Source organism: Pseudomonas sp. S2_A02 (assembly GCF_054668495.1).
Window position 1 is genome coordinate 4,917,049 of the sequence record NZ_CP162776.1, and the last position, 17,397, is coordinate 4,934,445.

The following is a 17,397-nucleotide window of genomic DNA, read 5'->3' on the forward strand; positions in this document are numbered from 1 at the left end:
TCTCTATGTCCCTGCGCTTCGCGCTGCTTGTGCTGTTGGCCAGCCTCTGTGCTGGTTGTGTCCTGTCGGGCGACTTCAATCCGATGAAGACCAGCAAGGGCCGTGATGAAGCGCGTGCCGCCTACGTGCAGCTGGGCCTGGGGTATCTGCAGCAAGGCATGACCGAACGGGCCAAAGTCCCGTTGAAGAAGGCTTTGGACCTGGATAGCTCGGATCCTGACGCCAACGCGGCTCTGGGGCTGGTGTTTCAGGCCGAGATGGAGCCGGAACTGGCCGATCAGCATTTTCGCAAAGCGCTGTCTTCTCGTCCCGCCGATGCGCGAATCCTGAATAACTACGGCAGTTTTCTTTTCGAAGAGAAACGTTACAAAGAGGCGTATGAACGCTTCGAACAGGCCGCTGCCGATACCCTGTATCCTGAGCGTTCACGGGTTTTCGAAAACCTGGGCATGACCGCTTCAAAGCTTGGTCAGCGTGATCTGGCCCGCCAGCAACTGGAAAAAGCCCTGCGTTTGAATCGCCAACAGCCACGTGCATTGCTGGAAATGGCTGAGTTGTCTTACGAAGACAGGCATTATGTGCCCGCGCGTGACTATTACGACCGTTTTAGCCTGCTCACCGAACAAAATGCACGTAGTCTGTTGCTCGGCATTCGGCTGGCAACAGTGTTCGAAGATCGCGACAAGGCCGCCAGTTTTGGCCTGCAATTAAAACGACTCTATCCCGGTACGCCGGAATATCAGCAATACCTGTCGGAGCAATGATGAAAGCGGCGCATCCCGAAGTTGTAGCAGCGAATCGCGTTAACCCCGGTGAGACTTTGCGCCAGGCCCGCGAAAGCAATGGCTGGTCGCTGGCCGAAGTGGCCCTCAAGCTCAACCTCACCGTCAATTCCCTGAGTAACTTGGAAGCCGGCGCTTTCGACAAGCTGCCTGGGCATACCTTTGCTCGTGGCTATATTCGCGCGTATGCCAAATTGCTCGGCATGGACCAAGCCGTTCTGGTCCAGCAGTTCGACCAATCCACCGGTACCGACTCCCAGGGCAGCAACGTTCACAGCCTGGGTCGTATCGAAGAGCCGGTACGGGTTTCCCACACCATTTTGCGAATTGTCAGCCTGCTGTTGCTGCTCGCGGTGATTGGCGGTGGTTTTGTCTGGTGGCAGGATCAAACCTCATTGCGCACCAAGGATCTGGTTGGCCTGGCTCCCGAACACGTTGAAGTCGAAGGCGCCGACGGCACCACTCAGATCCATCCACTGGACGAGCCGGAAGATCAGGCCGTTGCACAAGGTCAGGCTGAAGGTGAAACGCCTCTTGCGCTGCCTCAGGCCGAAACTTCGGTCGAGGAGCCAGTCAGTGCCGAAACGAGCGCACCGGTTCCAGCGCCAGCGGCTCCAGCAGTAACGCCTGCGGCCCACAGCGCTGCTCCGGTTGTTGCGACACCGGCGACACCAGCCCCGGCTGTTCCCGCTGTACCGGCACCGGTTATCACAGCCCCGATTGCTCCGACCGCCCCGGCTTCAGTTCCGGCAACTCCGGTGGCCGGCCAAGGCCAGGTTCAACTGCAATTCACTGCCGATTGCTGGACGCAAGTGACTGATGGCACCGGCAAGGTGCTGTTGAGTGGTCTCAAGCGTAAAGGCGAAAATGTTACTGTCAGCGGCAAGCCACCTTTTTCCGTACGTCTGGGCTTCGCCCGTGGCGCGCAGATCAGCTACAACGGGCAGGTGGTTGATGTCGCTCCGTTCACCAGTGGCGAGACTGCTCGCCTGAAGTTGGGTCAATAAGTCATGCACGGCGAATCTCCAATCAAACGTCGCGAATCCCGCAAGATCTGGGTCGGTAACGTGCCCGTGGGCGGCGATGCGCCTATCGCTGTGCAGAGCATGACCAACAGCGACACTAATGACGTGGCCGCCACCGTGGCCCAGATCAATCGTCTGGAAGCCGCTGGCGTCGATATCGTACGGATTTCCGTGCCGGACATGGACGCCGCCGAAGCCTTCGGCAAGATCAAGCAGTTGGTCAAAGTGCCATTGGTGGCCGACATCCACTTCGACTACAAGATCGCTTTGCGCGTAGCCGAACTGGGCGTCGATTGCCTGCGGATCAACCCGGGCAACATCGGTCGTGAAGACCGCGTGCGTGCGGTGGTCGATGCCGCCCGTGATCGCGGGATTCCGATCCGCATCGGCGTCAACGCCGGTTCCCTGGAAAAAGACCTGCAAAAGAAATATGGCGAGCCGACTCCCGCTGCGCTGGTCGAGTCCGCCTTGCGTCACGTTGAACACCTCGAGCGCCTGAATTTCCAGGACTTCAAGGTCAGCGTGAAAGCCTCCGACGTGTTCATGGCCGTTGAAGCCTACCGTTTGCTGGCCAAGGAAATCGTCCAGCCGTTGCACTTGGGCATCACTGAAGCCGGTGGTTTGCGCTCAGGCACGGTGAAATCCGCCGTGGGCCTCGGTATGCTGCTCGCCGAAGGGATTGGCGATACTATTCGCATCTCGTTGGCGGCCGACCCGGTCGAGGAAGTGAAAGTCGGCTACGACATTCTCAAATCCCTGCACCTGCGTTCCCGTGGCATCAATTTCATCGCCTGCCCGAGCTGCTCGCGGCAGAACTTCGATGTGGTCAAAACCATGAACGAGCTGGAAGGGCGCCTCGAAGACCTGCTGGTGCCGCTGGATGTCGCGGTGATCGGTTGCGTGGTCAACGGGCCGGGCGAAGCCAAGGAAGCCCATATCGGCTTGACCGGCGGTACGCCAAACCTGATTTACATCGACGGCAAGCCGGCGCAGAAACTGACTAATGACAATCTGGTGGATGAGCTTGAACGCTTGATCCGCCAGAAAGCGGCCGAAAAGGTCGAAGCTGACGCAGCAGTCATTGCGCGCGGCTAAGTCGAACGAATTTAAGGATTTAAAGTGAGCAAGTCTCTGCAAGCCATTCGTGGCATGAACGACATCCTGCCCGAACAGACTCCCCTGTGGCGTCATTTCGAGGGCACTGTTTCGCGTTTGCTGGATAACTACGGTTACAAGCAGATTCGCATGCCGATCGTCGAGTTCACCGAGCTGTTCAAACGCTCCATCGGTGAAGTGACCGACATCGTCGAAAAAGAGATGTACACCTTCGACGACCGCAACGGCGATTCTCTGACCCTGCGCCCTGAAGGCACAGCGGCCTGCGTGCGTGCGGTGCTCGAGCACGGCATCACCGGCGGCGGCCAAGTGCAGAAACTCTGGTACATCGGCCCGATGTTCCGTCACGAACGTCCACAGAAAGGTCGTTATCGCCAGTTCCACCAGATCGGTTGCGAAGTCTTCAACCTCGACGGTCCGGACATCGACGCCGAACTGATCGTGCTGACCTGGCGCCTGTGGGGCGAGCTGGGTATCCGCGATGCGGTCAAGCTCGAACTCAACAGTCTGGGCACCAGCGAGTCCCGTGGTCGTTATCGTGAAGCACTGGTCGAATACCTGTCCGCTCGCCTGGATCAACTGGACGAAGACAGCCAGCGCCGTCTGAAGACCAACCCGCTGCGGGTTCTGGATACCAAGAACCCCGACACTCAAGCGGCGTTGGCCGACGCGCCAAAGATGGCCGACTACCTCGACGAAGAATCCCGCGTGCACTTCGAGGGCCTCAAGGCTCGTCTGGACGCCGCCGGCATTCCTTATGTAATCAACCCGAAGCTGGTTCGCGGGCTGGATTACTACAGCAAGACCGTTTTTGAATGGGTCACCGACAAGCTGGGCGCCCAGGGCACCGTGTGTGCCGGTGGTCGTTACGACGGTCTGGTGGAGCAGATGGGCGGCAAGCCGACCACGGGCGTTGGCTTCGCCATGGGCATCGAGCGTCTGGTGCTGCTGCTTGAAACCCTGGAGCAGATTCCCGAAGAAATCTCCCGTCAGGTCGATGTCTACCTCTGCGCCTTCGGTGAAGCCGCCGAGTTGGCCGGTCTGGCCCTGAGCGAGCGTGTTCGTGATCAATTGCCCAACCTGCGCCTGCAAGTCAATGCCGGCGCCGGCAGCTTCAAAAGCCAGTTCAAGAAAGCCGACAAGAGCGGTGCGCTGTACGCATTGATCCTCGGTGACGACGAAATGGCCCAGCAAGTGGTAGGTTTCAAACCCCTGCGTGGCCAGGGCGAACAACAAAGCATTGCCTGGGATGCGCTTGCTGCACACCTGGCCACCTGCGTCGTGCAGGGTTGAAGCTGTCAAACAGCCGATTTAGCGATTAAGGAGTATTGGGGTGTCGAGTACCGAAGACGAACATCTGGCGGAGTTGAAGGACTGGTGGACACGCAACGGCAAGCCCCTGGTCACTGGCGGCCTGTTGGCGCTGGTCATCGTGTTCGGCTGGCAGGCCTTTCAGAAGTATCAGAGCAATCAGTCGCAAGGCGCCTCGATGCTCTATCAGCAATTGCTCGAAACCACGCTGACACCTGATGGCAAGCCTGATGCTGCGCGTGTTTCGGATCTGGCTGGCAAGCTCAACAGCGAGTTCGGCGGCACCGCTTACGCGCAATATGGCAGCCTGTTCGTGGCGAAAGTTGCGGTCGACAGCGCCAAGCTCGACGACGCAGCCAGCGAGTTGAAAGCCATTGTCGCCAAACCGGCCAACCCGGCACTCGGCGAAATTGCTCGTCAGCGTCTGGCGCAGGTACTGGCCGCGCAGAACAAGGTCGATGAAGCCCTGAAACTGCTCGAAGGCGATGCCGACAAGGCTTTCCTGGCTACTCGCGAAGAACTCAAAGGCGACCTGCTGGTGCAGTTGGGTCGTACCGACGAAGCGAACACGGCGTATCAAAAAGCCAAGGCGGCACTGTCGGATGAAGCGGCGGTCGGTGGCCTACAAATCAAGCTGGACGACCTGGCCAAAGGGGATGCGTGACGTGATCCGTTGGAAACATGCAGCATTGCTGGCTCTGGCCATATTGGCCGCGGGTTGCAGCAGCAACAGTAAAAAAGAATTGCCACCGGCCGAGTTGACCGACTTCAAAGAAGAAGTGGTTCTGCAAAAGCAGTGGAGTCGTTCGATCGGTGATGGTCAGGGCGAAACCTACAACATGCTGGTTCCGGCGATCGATGGCGATACCATCTATGCCGCTGACGTCACCGGTGTGGTGATGGCGATGGATCGCAGCAATGGCGACGTCAAATGGAAGAAAGATCTTGAACTGCCTGTCTCCGGCGCCGTTGGCGTGGGTTATGGTCTGGTCATGATCGGCACGATCAAGGGTGAAATCGTTGCCCTGGACGCCAGCAGCGGTGAAGAGAAATGGCGCGCTCGCGTGACCAGTGAAGTGCTCGCGCCGCCGGCCACCAATGGTGATGTTGTTGTGGTTCAGACTCAGGATGACCGTCTGATCGGTCTGGATGCCGCTACCGGCAACCAGCGCTGGTTGTATGACAGCACGCCAGCGGTTCTGACCCTGCGCGGCACCAGCGCACCGATCGTCACCAATCGCCTCGCGGTGGCTGGCCTGTCGACTGGTAAAGTAGTCGCTCTGGATGTTTCCAACGGTGTGCCGGTGTGGGAACAACGCGTAGCGATTCCACAAGGTCGTTCGGAGCTCGAGCGTGTGGTCGATATCGACGGTGGCTTGCTGCTGTCCGGCGGTACGCTGTATGTCGCCAGCTACCAGGGGCGCGTCGCGGCACTGGACCTGGAAAGCGGTCGTCAACTCTGGCAGCGTGATGCTTCCAGCTATGCCGGCGTTGCCCAGGGTTTTGGCAGCGTCTACGTGAGCCTGTCTGCAGGCACCGTTGAAGGCGTCGACGAACGTTCTACCACTGCTTTGTGGAGCAACGATTCGCTGGCCCGCCGTCAACTGTCGGCTCCGGAAGTGTTCTCCAGCTATGTTGCAGTCGGTGATATGGAAGGTTACCTGCACCTGCTGAGTCAGGTGGACGGTCGTTTCGTCGGCCGCGAGCGCATCGACAGTGACGGCCTGCGTGCCCGTCCGCTGGTGGTGGGTGACACGATTTATCTGTATGGCAACAGTGGCAAACTGGAAGCCCTGACCATTAAGTAAAGACTATGCTTGGGGTTTAACCCCCAAGCGGCCCCGTTCTGCGGGGCTCGCAGCGCTTACAGGCGCTGCCCCGAGCACCAGCCGCTGCCTCGCAGCGGCTTTTGTATTTTCTGAAATAACGAAGTGGAGAGCCGCATGGTTCCCGTAATCGCCCTGGTGGGCCGACCGAACGTCGGCAAGTCCACCTTGTTCAACCGCCTGACCAGGACTCGCGACGCCATCGTCGGCGACTTGTCCGGTCTGACCCGTGATCGCCAGTACGGTGAGGCCAAGTGGCAAGGGCGTTCCTACATTCTGGTCGACACCGGCGGTATCTCCGGTGACGAGCACGGTATGGACGAAAAAATGGCCGAGCAGTCGCTGCTGGCTATTGAAGAAGCGGATGTCGTTCTATTCCTGGTAGATGCCAAGGCCGGTTTCACCGCGGCCGACCAGATGATCGCCGAGCACTTGCGCAAGCGTAACAAGCGTTCTTACGTGGTTGCCAACAAGGTCGACAACATCGACCCTGAAATGGCCCGCGCCGAATTCGCCCCGTTGGGCATGGGCCACGCGATCCCGATCGCCGGCGCTCATGGTCGTGGCATCACCCAGATGCTGGAAATCGCCCTGAGCGACTTCCCGAAAGACGAAGAAGAACCGGAAGAAGGCGAAGAAGAGATCGTTGCCGAAGGTGAGGAAGCCAAGCGCATTCCTGGCCCAAGCGAAAAAGACGGTATCAAGATCGCCATCATCGGCCGCCCGAACGTCGGCAAGTCGACCCTGGTCAACCGCATGCTCGGTGAAGACCGGGTTATCGTTTATGACCAGCCCGGCACCACCCGCGACAGCATCTACATCCCGTTCGAACGTAACGACGAGAAGTACACGCTGATCGACACCGCCGGTGTGCGCAAGCGCGGCAAGATCCACGAAGAAGTCGAGAAGTTCTCCGTGGTCAAAACGCTGCAAGCGATCAAAGACGCCAACGTGGTGATCTTCGTGATGGACGCCCGCGAAGGCGTGGTCGACCACGACCTCAACCTGCTCGGCTTCGCCATTGAATCGGGTCGTGCGCTGGTGATCGCGATCAACAAGTGGGACGGCATGACGCCGAGCGAGCGCGACTTCGTGAAGGTCGAACTGCAACGTCGACTGTTCTTCGTTGACTACGCTGACATCCACTTCATCTCGGCGCTGCACGGCACTGGCGTAGGCAACCTCTACGCGTCGGTACAGAACTCGTTCAAGTCCGCGGTCACCCGCTGGCCGACCAACCGCCTGACCCAGATTCTGGAAGATGCGGTCGGCGAGCACGCGCCACCGATGGTCAACAACCGCCGGATCAAACTGCGTTATGCCCACTTGGGTGGTGCCAACCCGCCGATCATCGTGATCCACGGTAACCAGATCGAGAAGGTTCCGAAGTCTTACGTCCGTTACCTGGAAAACACCTACCGTCGTGTCTTGAAGCTGGTCGGTACTCCGATCCGTATTGAGTTCAAGGGCGGCGAGAACCCGTACGAAGGCAACAAGAATTCGCTCACCGACCGTCAGGTCAACAAGAAGCGTCGCATGATGTCGCACCACAAGAAGGCCGACAAAAAGCGCCGCGACAAGCGCTGATTCAGGTGGATATTGATCGTTCCCACGCTCTGCGTGGGAATGCTGCCATGGGCGCTCTGCGTCCACCGCGAATGTGACGCAGAGCGTCACGGGATGCATTCCCACGCCGGAGCGTGGGAACGATCAAATTAAAGAGGGGTGCCCATGGGCGCCCTTTTTTTATGGGCGCCGTTTGGGCTATCCTCGGGCTCTCCCGTGCCGCCGTTAGAGCCGGGTGTAGCGCAGGGAATCATCGATGATCACCAGTAAGCTGCCGAATGTCGGCATCACCATCTTCACGCAGATGTCTCAGCTCGCGGCGCAAACCGGGGCGATCAATCTGTCTCAGGGGTTTCCCGATTTCGACGGCCCGCAGGCCCTGCGCGATGCAGTCGGTCGGCATATCGCCAGTGGGCACAACCAGTATTCGCCAATGACTGGCCTGCCAGTGTTGCGTCAGCAGATTGCGGCGAAGATCGCTCGCAGCTACGGCGCCCATGTCGATGCCGACAGCGAAGTGACGGTCACTCCCGGCGCGACTCAGGCGATCTTCTGCGCCATTCAGGCGGTGATCCACAGCGGTGACGAAGTCATCGTGTTTGATCCGGCCTATGACAGTTATGAACCTTCGGTGGAGCTGGCCGGCGGCCGTTGCGTGCATGTGCAACTGGGCCTCAACGATTTCAGCATCGACTTCCAGAAGCTTGCCGAGGCGCTGAGCCCGCGTACGCGGATGATCATTCTTAACACCCCGCACAATCCTAGCGGCGCACTGATCAGCCGTGCCGAACTGGATCAACTGGCGGCGTTGATCCGCGACCGCGATATCTATGTGATCAGTGATGAGGTCTACGAGCACTTGGTGTTCGACGGTGTGCCTCACGTCAGCGTATTGGCCCACGAAGAACTCTATCAGCGCGCATTTGTGGTCAGTTCATTCGGCAAGACTTACCACGTCACCGGTTGGAAAACCGGTTATGTGGTGGCTCCGCCAGCCCTTACCGCGGAGCTGCGCAAGGTTCACCAGTACGTCAGTTTCTGCGGCGTGACGCCGTTGCAATACGCGTTGGCCGATTACATGGCCGAACACCCGGAACACGTCGAAGAGTTGCCGGACTTCTATCAGGCCAAGCGCGATCTGTTCTGCGATCTGCTGACGCCGTCGCGTTTCAGTTTTACTCGCGTGGCTGGTACCTACTTCCAGCTGGTCGATTACTCGCAGATTCGCCCGGACCTCAATGACGTCGAGATGGCGCTGTGGATGACCCGCGAACATGGCGTCGCGAGTATCCCGATCTCGGTGTTCTACCAGACGCCACCCGAAGGCCAGCGCCTGGTGCGCCTGTGCTTTGCCAAACGCGAGGAGACCCTGCGTGAAGCAGCGGCAAAACTATGCGTGATCTGAGTGCTCTGCCCAATCTGAATGTCGCGCTGATCCAGACCACCCTGGCCTGGCATGATCGTCAGGCCAATCTGCAGCATTTCGAGCCCTTGCTGGAACAGGCTCGCGGCGCGGACCTGATCATCCTGCCGGAGATGTTCACCACCGGTTTCTCCATGGAATCGGAAACCCTCGCCGAGCCGGAAAATGGCCCTACCAGTAAATGGTTGCGGGTTCAGGCGGCGAAACTGGATGCGGTAATCACTGGCAGCATCATCGTCCAGGTGGCTGACGGCAGCCATCGCAATCGTCTGTTGTGGGCGCGGCCGGACGGGGAGGTGTGGCACTACGACAAGCGTCACCTGTTCCGCATGGCGGGCGAGCACAACCATTTCACCCCGGGCGAGCGTCAGGTGCAGTTCGAATTGAAGGGTTGGCGAGTACGGCCGCTGATTTGCTACGACCTGCGTTTCCCGGTCTGGAGCCGCGACCCGCAAGATACCGATTTGCTGTTGTACACCGCCAATTGGCCGGGCGCCCGGCGTCAGCACTGGAACCGTTTGCTGCCGGCACGGGGGATCGAAAACCTCTGCTACGTGGCGGCGGTGAACCGCATTGGTACCGATGGCAAAGGCTTTGCGTATACCGGTGACAGTCAGGTCCTGGATTTTCAGGGTGAGACGTTGCTCAGCGCAGGCGATGCCGATGGGGTCTTCAAGGTCGTTCTGGACGCGGCGGAGCTGGCGGCCTATCGCGCACGGTTTCCGGCGAATCTGGATGCGGATACCTTCGAGTTCACGTAACAGATCGTTCCCACGCTCTGCGTGGGAATGCTGCCCGTGACGCTCCGCGTCACTGGACGCGGAGCGTCCCTTGAGGCATTCCCACGCAGAGCGTGGGAACGATTAGGCCCCGAGGTTCACACCCCGGGGCCTTTTGCATTGCAGCGCAGGGCTCTTTACGCCGCTTTCGCTTCCGGCTGGCTCAGGGAACGGTTCAGCGCGCTGAACAACGCCTTGAAGCTGGCGGTGGTGATGTTTTCATCGATACCGACGCCGTGCACCGCACGCTCACCATTCACCCGCAGTTCAATGTAGGCCGCAGCCTTGGCATTGGTGCCCGCGCCGATGGCGTGTTCGTTGTAGTCCATGATTTCCACCGGAATCGGCAGGCCGGCCACCAGCGCTTCCAGGGCGCCGTTGCCTTTGCCACGCCAGTGCAGGTTGGTTTCGCCCTGACCTTTGCTGGAGACTTCCACTTCCACGGCGCTGTGACCGTTTTCTTCCTGCAAGCGATGGCTGACCAGCGCATACGGGGTGTTGGCCTGCAAGTACTCGCTGTGCAGCAATGCGTGGATCTGCTGGGCTGTCATCTCCAGGCCCAGGCGATCAGTTTCACGCTGCACGACCTGGCTGAACTCGATCTGCATGCGGCGCGGCAAGTTGATGCCGTATTCCTGTTCCAGCAGATAAGCGATACCGCCCTTGCCCGACTGGCTGTTGACGCGAATCACCGCCTCGTAGCTGCGACCGATGTCGGCCGGGTCGATCGGCAAGTATGGCACTTCCCACAGGGCGTCCGGTTTCTGCTGGGAGAAGCCCTTGCGGATCGCATCCTGGTGGGAACCGGAGAACGCGGTGTGTACCAGGTCGCCGACATACGGGTGACGTGGGTGCACCTGGATCTGGTTGCATTCTTCGACGACTTTGCGCACGCCGTCGATATCGGAAAAGTCCAGTTCAGGGTGGATGCCCTGGGTGTAGAGGTTCAATGCCACGGTCACCAGGTCGACGTTACCGGTCCGCTCGCCGTTGCCGAACAGGCAGCCTTCGACACGGTCGGCGCCGGCCATCAGGCCCAGCTCGGTGGCGGCTACGCCAGTGCCACGGTCGTTGTGGGTGTGCAGGCTGATGATCACGCTGTCACGACGGTTGATGTGGCGGCCGAACCATTCGATCTGGTCGGCATAGATGTTCGGGGTGGCGCATTCGACGGTGGCAGGCAGGTTGAGGATCACCTTGTGCTCAGGCGTCGGGTTCCACACGTCGATGACCGCGTCGCAGACTTCTTTGGCGAATTCCAGTTCGGTGGCGCTGAAGGTTTCTGGCGAGTACTCGAAGGTCCACTCGGTTTCCGGCTGCTGGGCGGCGTATTTGACGAACAGCTTGGCGGCGTTCACGGCGATGGCCTTGATTCCGTCTTTGTCCTGGTTGAAGACAATGCGGCGGAAGGAAGGGGAGGTCGCGTTGTACAGGTGAACGATGGCCTTCTTGGCACCGCGCAGGGACTCGAAGGTACGTGCGATCAAGTCTTCACGGCCCTGGGTCAGCACCTGAATGGTGGTGTCGTCCGGGATGTGGCCGTCTTCGATCAGGGTGCGCACGAAGTCGAAGTCAGTCTGCGAGGCGGCCGGGAACGAGGCTTCGATTTCTTTCACGCCGACTTGCACCAGGGTTTTCCAGAAACGCAGCTTCTTGACCGCGTCCATGGGCTCGATCAGCGACTGGTTGCCGTCACGAAGGTCCGAGCTGCACCAGATCGGCGCTGCGGTGATGGTCTTCGATGGCCAGGTGCGGTCCGGGATGTCGATGGTCGGGAACGCGCGGTATTTCGAAGACGGGTCTTTGAGCATGCTCATCGGGAAATCCTTATTGTGTGGGCCGAAAAAGGCGGCCTGCCGGTGGATCAAATGTTCTGGGGGTAAAGCGTAAGACGAGGCACCGCGATTCAGCCTGGCAGTCGTGCACTGACGAGGCACAGGCTGCGGTGCTGGCGAAGCTGAATGAGGGTGTGAGAGGTTTTCATGCCTTCAACCCTAACCGCGGGGGTGAAGGATGGCAAGCAGTCGAAAAAAATTGAGAGGAATACTCGAAAAGTCGAGTTTATTGAGGTTTTGTTGCGGTAAATGATCGGGATTGTGTTGATGTTTGCGCGAGGTTTGAGCGATGCGCAATTGAAGGTTGGCGATTGCAGTTCGGTCGACACAGCTATTCTTAAAGCCTCAACCAGACGACCAGAAAGCGGGGGTTGGCAATGAACGAGTCGGATTGGAAGCTCTATAGCGCATTGCGTCCGGTAGCCCATGAGCGGATGTGTATCCGGATCATGGAGGCGGTCGAGCGTACGGTGCTGGATAAAAGCCTGGCGCCTTATGAACGTATTGAAGCCAGTGAAGAACTGCTGAAGGCCGGGCAAAAAGAGCTGTATTGGGCGTTTGGCGTTTTTCGTCACTCACGAAATGAGGCGCCTGCTCACTTGCTGGGACTGTGTACTCATGAGCTGATCACATCTGAAGAATTGGCTGGTTTCTCGGAGGAAACCCGGACTCGGATCAAGGAGTGTCTGGCGCATAGGGAGGTCCACGGGATTGAGGACCTTGAGGCGGAATAAGCGGCGCCAATGAGGCCGCCTTCGCGAGCAGGCCATCAGCCTCAACAACTATTTAAGGCTGAAACGCCCCAATAAAAATCGCCGGATCCACCCGCGCATCATTCAGGCTGATGTTCCAGTGCATATGCGGCCCGGTCGCGCGCCCGGTGGAGCCGACTTTCCCGACCACGCCACCACGCGCCAATTGTTGCCCAACTTTCACGTCGATCTTCGACATGTGGCAAAACATGCTGATAAAGCCCTGGCCGTGGTCGACGAACACCGTATTGCCGTTGAAGAAGTAGTTACCGATCAGAATCACCTTGCCAGCGGCCGGGGTTTTGATCGGCGTGCCAGCAGGCACCGCGAAGTCGAGGCCGGCGTGGGGATTGCGTTCTTCGCCATTGAAAAAGCGGCGCACGCCAAACTTGCTCGACAGCGGCCCGTTGACCGGTTTGTCCAGCAGCAGATTGCTCGGGGTGTTCGGGCTGAAGCTGCGGTAGGCCTGGATCTGCTCCGCCAGCTCACCCTCGATGCGCTTGAGATTCTCCGGGTTCGGATTGACCTGCTGCGTATTTTTCAGGGTGATGTGCTGTTCCGGGTATTTCTTGCCGCCGACGGTGAAGCTCAGGTTGCGACCATCACTGCTAAGCGATTGGCTGCCCGGTTTGACAGTCAGCGGCACGCCGACAATGGCCAGCCAGTTGTTCTGTTCCTTGATCACCAATACCGGTTTGCCTTGATAGCTGGCTTTGGGGGCCTGGGCGGAGCTGCCCAGATCCACCACCGCCACGCCACCCGGCACCGGTTTGTTCAACAGGCGGCTGATGTAACTGTCGGCGTGGGCGTTAAAGGTCAGGCACAGCAACAGCAGCGGAGCTAAAAAACGCGGCATGGATCAATCCAGTAGAGAAAGGGTGACAGGCGTCAGGTGATTGTCTTCGACGCGCACTTGCAGTTCGCCTTCGCCCAGTTTGGCTTTCAGGCGCTGGCCGGTATGGGTCTGCGCGGCGCTGCGAATCGCGTTGCCGCGCTCGTCCAGCAGAATGCTGTAGCCACGCGCGAGGGTCGCCAAGGGGCTGACCACATGTAGCGTCTGCATCTGACTTTGCAGTTGCAGGCGACGGGATTTAAGACCTTCACGCATGGCCCGGGGCAGGCGCTCGGCGAGGCTGTCGAGGCGCTGGCGAAGCATTGCCAGTTGTCGCCCGGGATGTTGCCCGGCGAGGCGGGTTTCCAGACGGATCAAACGTTCGCGACGGGTATTGAGGCTGCGTTCGAAGGCGCGGCGCATACGCATGTCCAGATCATCCAGACGTTGTGCTTGCTGACGCAGTCGTTCGCCGGGATGACGCAGGCGCCGGGCCATGCCTTCCAGACGCAGCCGGTCACGCATCAAACGGTCGCGGATGCGCATCACCAGGCGTCGGTGCAGACTTTCGACGCGACGCACCAGATCGCTGGAGTCCGGCGCGAGCAGTTCGGCAGCGGCGGACGGTGTCGGGGCGCGGACGTCGGCGACGAAGTCGCTGATCGACACGTCGGTTTCGTGGCCGACGGCGCTGACAATCGGCGTCACGCAGGCATCCACGGCGCGGGCCACGGCTTCTTCGTTGAAACACCAGAGGTCTTCCAGCGAGCCGCCACCACGGGCCAGGATCAACGCGTCGAAACCGCGGGCGTCCGCCAGTTTCAGTGCACGGACAATCTGCGCGGTGGCTTCGCGGCCTTGCACGGCGGTGGGGATCAGCGTCAGTTGGATCTGCGGCGCGCGGCGGCGGAACACACTGATGATGTCGCGGATCACCGCGCCGGTGGGCGAGCTGATGATGCCGATGCGTTGCGGATGCGCCGGCAGCGGCACTTTACGCTCGGAGCTGAACAGGCCTTCGGCGCTGAGTTTTTCCTTCAATGCATCGAACGCCAGGCGCAGGGCGCCGTCACCGGCCGGTTCCACGGTGTCGAGAATCAGTTGGTAATCGCCACGGCCTTCAAACAGCGAAACCTTGCCGCGAACCTTGACCGCCAAACCGTCCTTCAGCGCCTGGCGAACCCGCGCGGCGTTCTGCCGGAACAGCGCACAACGCACTTGGGCGCCGCTGTCCTTGAGGGTGAAATACACATGGCCGGACGCCGGGCGGGCGAGGTTGGAGATTTCGCCTTCGACCCAGATGTTGCTGAACACGTCTTCGAGCAACACCCGCGCGCGGCCGTTGAGCTGGCTGACAGTCAGGACTTCCCGGTCCAGGCCGAGTCTTGCAAAGGGATCTTTAATCATGGGGCGCAGTTTAAAGGCATTCGGCGATCAATCTCCATGCGTCCACGCAAATCCCTTGTGGGAGCGAGCCTGCTCGCGAAGGCGGATTAACATTCAACATTAATGTCGACGGTCACACCGCCTTCGCGAGCAGGCTCGCTCCCACAATGATCTGTGCAGGTTTTGATGAATTGCTGAACCAGCGCAGTGGGACTCTGCCGACAGGCAAGGGCGACGGTGCTGTGGCAATCCGGGTCGGCCAAGGGCAGAAAGTGGATATCCGGTGGCGCGATGTCCTGCATCGATTCCGGTAAAAGCGCGATGCCGAACCCGGCCTGGATCAATTGCAGTTGCGTGGTTTTGCGTGACACCACCCGAGCCGCCTGGGGAAAGTAACCCTGGCGCATGCACAACTCGGCGGACAGATAGCTCAGACCGCCACGCTGTGGATGGGGGATGGAAATAAACGCTTCATTCTTCAACTGCGCCAGATCGATGCCTTGCGCGGACTTATCCACAGCCAGCCGATGATTCGGCGGTACCGCCAGCAACAGACGCTCGCTGTACAGCGGAACAATCTGCACCCCTTCACGCTGACGCAATACTGGCAGGCGCAACAGGCCCACATCGAGGCGACCTTCGGCCAATTCTTCCAGTTGCGCCTCGGAGGACAGCTTGACGATGTCCATCGACACACCGGCGTGCCGATCCAGATAGACGCTGATGCCTCGCAGCAGCCGACCGCTAATGGGCACAGTGCTGGAGTGACTCAGGCGCAACACGCCGAGTTGACCGGTACCCACCTGAGTGGCCATTTCGCTGGCCTTGGTCAGTTCGTTCAGCAGGTTTCTGGCCCGAGGCAAAAAGGCTTCACCCGCCGCCGTCAAACGGGGCTGGCGCGCGGTACGTTCGAACAGCGGCGTTTGCAGCTGGGTTTCCATGTCCTTGATCTGTCGGCTCAAGGCTGATTGAGCAATAAACAGACGTTCGGCCGCAGCGCTGAAGCTGCCACTCTCGGCGATTTCTACGAAGTAGCGCAATTGACGGGTTGAAAGCACGAGACATGCCTTTTCGAGATAGGTGGTCGACATTGAAGATATTAGTCGCAACGCTCGGCGCTGGCTAAAGTCATCACAGGAATTAAAGGAAGCCGTGACGATGAGTGTGCTGGAGCTGTTAAACCAATGGCCGTGGGGGGCGGTGGATTGGCTGGTGATCGGGTTGGGCGTTGCCCTAGCCTACATCGTGTTCGGTATCGCCGGTTTTGGCACTGCGCTGGTGGCCGGGCCGATTCTGATCCTGTTTATGCCGCTGTCGAAAATCGTGCCGCTGCTGGTGCTGCTGGATTTCGTCGCGGCGTTTGGCAATCTGCTGCCCTCGCGACGGGATGTGGCGAGGCCCGAATTGCTGCGGCTGCTGCCGTGCATGGCGGTGGGCTGCACGTTGGGGGTGATATTTCTGCTGAACCTCAAATCCGATGTTTTGCTGCTGTTGATGGGGCTGTTTATCAGCGCCTATGCAATTTACAGCCTGTGGATTAAAACCCGTCCGGCGCAATTGTCTGCCGGGTGGGCGGTGCCGATGGGCACGGTGGGGGGGATGTTCGGGGCGCTGTTTGGCAGTGGCGGCTTTTTATATGCGATCTATTTGAACAGTCGTCTGCCCAAGGATGCGGCCCGGGCAACCCAGAGTGCGCTGATCAGTTGCAGCACCGTGGTGCGTTTGAGCCTGTTTGCCATCGCCGGTGTGTATGCCGAGCTACCCTTGTTGGTATTGGCGCTGTGTTTGTTGCCGGCGATGGCGCTGGGGTTGTGGGTCGGTCGGCGGTTGACCATGCAATTGTCCCGCGAGGCATTCGTGCGGCTGGTGACCTGGCTGGTACTGGCCAGCGGGATTGCCTTGATCGGGCGCTATTTGAGTACTTGACCGGATTTCGTCAGGGATTAAGCTGCCGGCCGCAAATCCTGTGGGAGCGAGCCTGCTCGCGATGGCGGTAGGTCAGGCAACAACAATGTTGGCTGCAATGGCCTCATCGCGAGCAGGCTCGCTCCCACAAGGGTGGATCATTCAGCATTTGTAGGCTTGCACCATGAATTCCCAAAGCATCATCGTCCCGAAAATCTCCACCCTGCCGGTACACGAACCCCGGGCCCGGGCGGTCGTGCGTTGGCTGGTGCGCAAGAACATCATTAAAGAAGAACTGACCACCTGTGGCCGCACCGGCAATCGCATGGCCCACGCCATCGCCGACGGTGCCCGCGCCGTGGTCCTGCACCCTGACGCGCTGCCGTTCGGTGAGCCGATCAATGGCCTGGAGATCATCACCAAGCGTTGCATCTATACACCGGCCAAGGGGTTTCTCGAAGAAGCCGGCTGCGCCGAGTGCCGCAAGGAGATCGGCGAAGCGCTGTTCGAAAGCCTGGAAGAGTGGATGCCGGGGCGCACCGATAACTTCACGTGCCCAGAATGCGGACATGAAGACGACATCAACGGGTTTCTGTTCTTGCAGGAATGCGGCTTTTCCAACCTGGGTTTCATTTTCAACAACTGGCTCGAGGCCGGGTTCAAGCAGAGCTTCATCGACGAATTTGCCGATTGGCTGGATCAACCCGTGAGCTGGATCAAAGTCGAACTGTAAAGGTAGGAGCGAGGCTTGCCCGCGAAGCTTTTGGCGCCAGTGATGGCCCCTTCGCGAGCAAGCCTCGCTCCTACGGGATTTGTGTGTCAAAACCTCCGTCGATCACTGTGTCGATAATAGACAGAG

At 59.5% G+C, this 17,397-nt stretch carries 16 protein-coding genes; 12 read left to right on the forward strand and 4 right to left on the reverse strand.

Features of this window, described 5'->3' with window-relative positions; genetic code table 11:
* Positions 1 to 5: 5 nt before the first annotated feature.
* The 9 genes from pilW to AB4O41_RS22635 all read left to right on the forward strand — a co-directional run bounded on the left by pilW (position 6) and on the right by AB4O41_RS22635 (position 9,810).
* Positions 6 to 764, forward strand: a complete 759-nt coding sequence (gene pilW / locus AB4O41_RS22595) for a type IV pilus biogenesis/stability protein PilW (protein WP_460144757.1) — start codon at positions 6 to 8, stop codon at positions 762 to 764.
* Positions 764 to 1,789, forward strand: coding sequence for a RodZ domain-containing protein (locus tag AB4O41_RS22600; RefSeq protein WP_460144758.1), 1,026 nt, complete (start codon positions 764 to 766; stop codon positions 1,787 to 1,789). Before pilW ends, AB4O41_RS22600 begins: the two co-directional genes overlap by 1 nt.
* A gap of 3 nt (positions 1,790 to 1,792) precedes the next feature.
* Positions 1,793 to 2,902, forward strand: a complete 1,110-nt coding sequence (ispG, locus tag AB4O41_RS22605) for a flavodoxin-dependent (E)-4-hydroxy-3-methylbut-2-enyl-diphosphate synthase (RefSeq protein ID WP_367372828.1) — start codon at positions 1,793 to 1,795, stop codon at positions 2,900 to 2,902.
* Positions 2,903 to 2,926: 24 nt separating this feature from the next.
* Complete coding sequence (gene hisS / locus AB4O41_RS22610) at positions 2,927 to 4,216, forward strand: histidine--tRNA ligase (protein WP_460144759.1); 1,290 nt, start codon at positions 2,927 to 2,929, stop codon at positions 4,214 to 4,216.
* 40 nt (positions 4,217 to 4,256) lie between these two features.
* The gene (locus AB4O41_RS22615) at positions 4,257 to 4,898 is read left to right on the forward strand and encodes a tetratricopeptide repeat protein (RefSeq protein ID WP_454836105.1); all 642 of its coding nucleotides are present in this window, start codon (positions 4,257 to 4,259) and stop codon (positions 4,896 to 4,898) included.
* Positions 4,891 to 6,042 (forward strand): outer membrane protein assembly factor BamB, encoded by a 1,152-nt coding sequence (bamB, locus tag AB4O41_RS22620; protein WP_095051286.1) that lies wholly within the window; start codon positions 4,891 to 4,893, stop codon positions 6,040 to 6,042. The genes AB4O41_RS22615 and bamB overlap by 8 nt, the downstream gene beginning before the upstream one ends.
* A gap of 135 nt (positions 6,043 to 6,177) precedes the next feature.
* Complete coding sequence (gene der / locus AB4O41_RS22625; RefSeq protein WP_038981746.1) at positions 6,178 to 7,647, forward strand: ribosome biogenesis GTPase Der; 1,470 nt, start codon at positions 6,178 to 6,180, stop codon at positions 7,645 to 7,647.
* Positions 7,648 to 7,882: 235 nt separating this feature from the next.
* Positions 7,883 to 9,031: a pyridoxal phosphate-dependent aminotransferase gene (locus tag AB4O41_RS22630; RefSeq protein ID WP_460144760.1), complete on the forward strand. Its 1,149-nt coding sequence runs from the start codon at positions 7,883 to 7,885 to the stop codon at positions 9,029 to 9,031.
* Positions 9,019 to 9,810 carry an amidohydrolase gene (locus AB4O41_RS22635; RefSeq protein ID WP_217854394.1) on the forward strand — a complete coding sequence of 264 codons (792 nt, stop codon included), beginning with the start codon at positions 9,019 to 9,021 and terminating at the stop codon, positions 9,808 to 9,810. Before AB4O41_RS22630 ends, AB4O41_RS22635 begins: the two co-directional genes overlap by 13 nt.
* 155 nt (positions 9,811 to 9,965) lie before the next feature.
* Here AB4O41_RS22635 and leuA read toward each other — a convergent pair whose 3' ends face one another.
* Entirely contained in the window at positions 9,966 to 11,645 is a 1,680-nt protein-coding gene (leuA, locus tag AB4O41_RS22640; protein WP_367372825.1) for a 2-isopropylmalate synthase, read from the reverse strand.
* A gap of 395 nt (positions 11,646 to 12,040) precedes the next feature.
* Here leuA and AB4O41_RS22645 point away from each other — a divergent pair, with 395 nt between their 5' ends.
* Entirely contained in the window at positions 12,041 to 12,397 is a 357-nt protein-coding gene (locus AB4O41_RS22645; protein WP_460144761.1) for a hypothetical protein, read from the forward strand.
* 52 nt (positions 12,398 to 12,449) lie between these two features.
* On the opposite strand, the gene AB4O41_RS22650 is transcribed toward AB4O41_RS22645, so the two are convergent.
* The 3 genes from AB4O41_RS22650 to AB4O41_RS22660 all read right to left on the reverse strand — a co-directional run bounded on the left by AB4O41_RS22650 (position 12,450) and on the right by AB4O41_RS22660 (position 15,691).
* On the reverse strand, positions 12,450 to 13,271 hold the full coding sequence (locus tag AB4O41_RS22650; RefSeq protein ID WP_460144762.1) for a peptidoglycan DD-metalloendopeptidase family protein: 822 nt from the start codon (positions 13,269 to 13,271) through the stop codon (positions 12,450 to 12,452).
* 3 nt (positions 13,272 to 13,274) lie between these two features.
* A complete protein-coding gene (gene xseA / locus AB4O41_RS22655; protein ID WP_460144763.1) occupies positions 13,275 to 14,654 on the reverse strand; it encodes an exodeoxyribonuclease VII large subunit in 1,380 nt (459 codons plus the stop codon).
* A gap of 86 nt (positions 14,655 to 14,740) precedes the next feature.
* Complete coding sequence (locus AB4O41_RS22660; protein WP_460144764.1) at positions 14,741 to 15,691, reverse strand: LysR family transcriptional regulator; 951 nt, start codon at positions 15,689 to 15,691, stop codon at positions 14,741 to 14,743.
* A 100-nt stretch (positions 15,692 to 15,791) separates the two neighbouring features.
* Between AB4O41_RS22660 and AB4O41_RS22665 the strand changes: the two genes are divergently transcribed.
* Positions 15,792 to 16,559 carry a sulfite exporter TauE/SafE family protein gene (locus tag AB4O41_RS22665; protein ID WP_460144765.1) on the forward strand — a complete coding sequence of 256 codons (768 nt, stop codon included), beginning with the start codon at positions 15,792 to 15,794 and terminating at the stop codon, positions 16,557 to 16,559.
* Between the two features lie 163 nt (positions 16,560 to 16,722).
* Positions 16,723 to 17,271, forward strand: coding sequence for a sugar ABC transporter ATPase (locus tag AB4O41_RS22670; protein WP_460144766.1), 549 nt, complete (start codon positions 16,723 to 16,725; stop codon positions 17,269 to 17,271).
* Positions 17,272 to 17,397 lie beyond the last annotated feature (126 nt).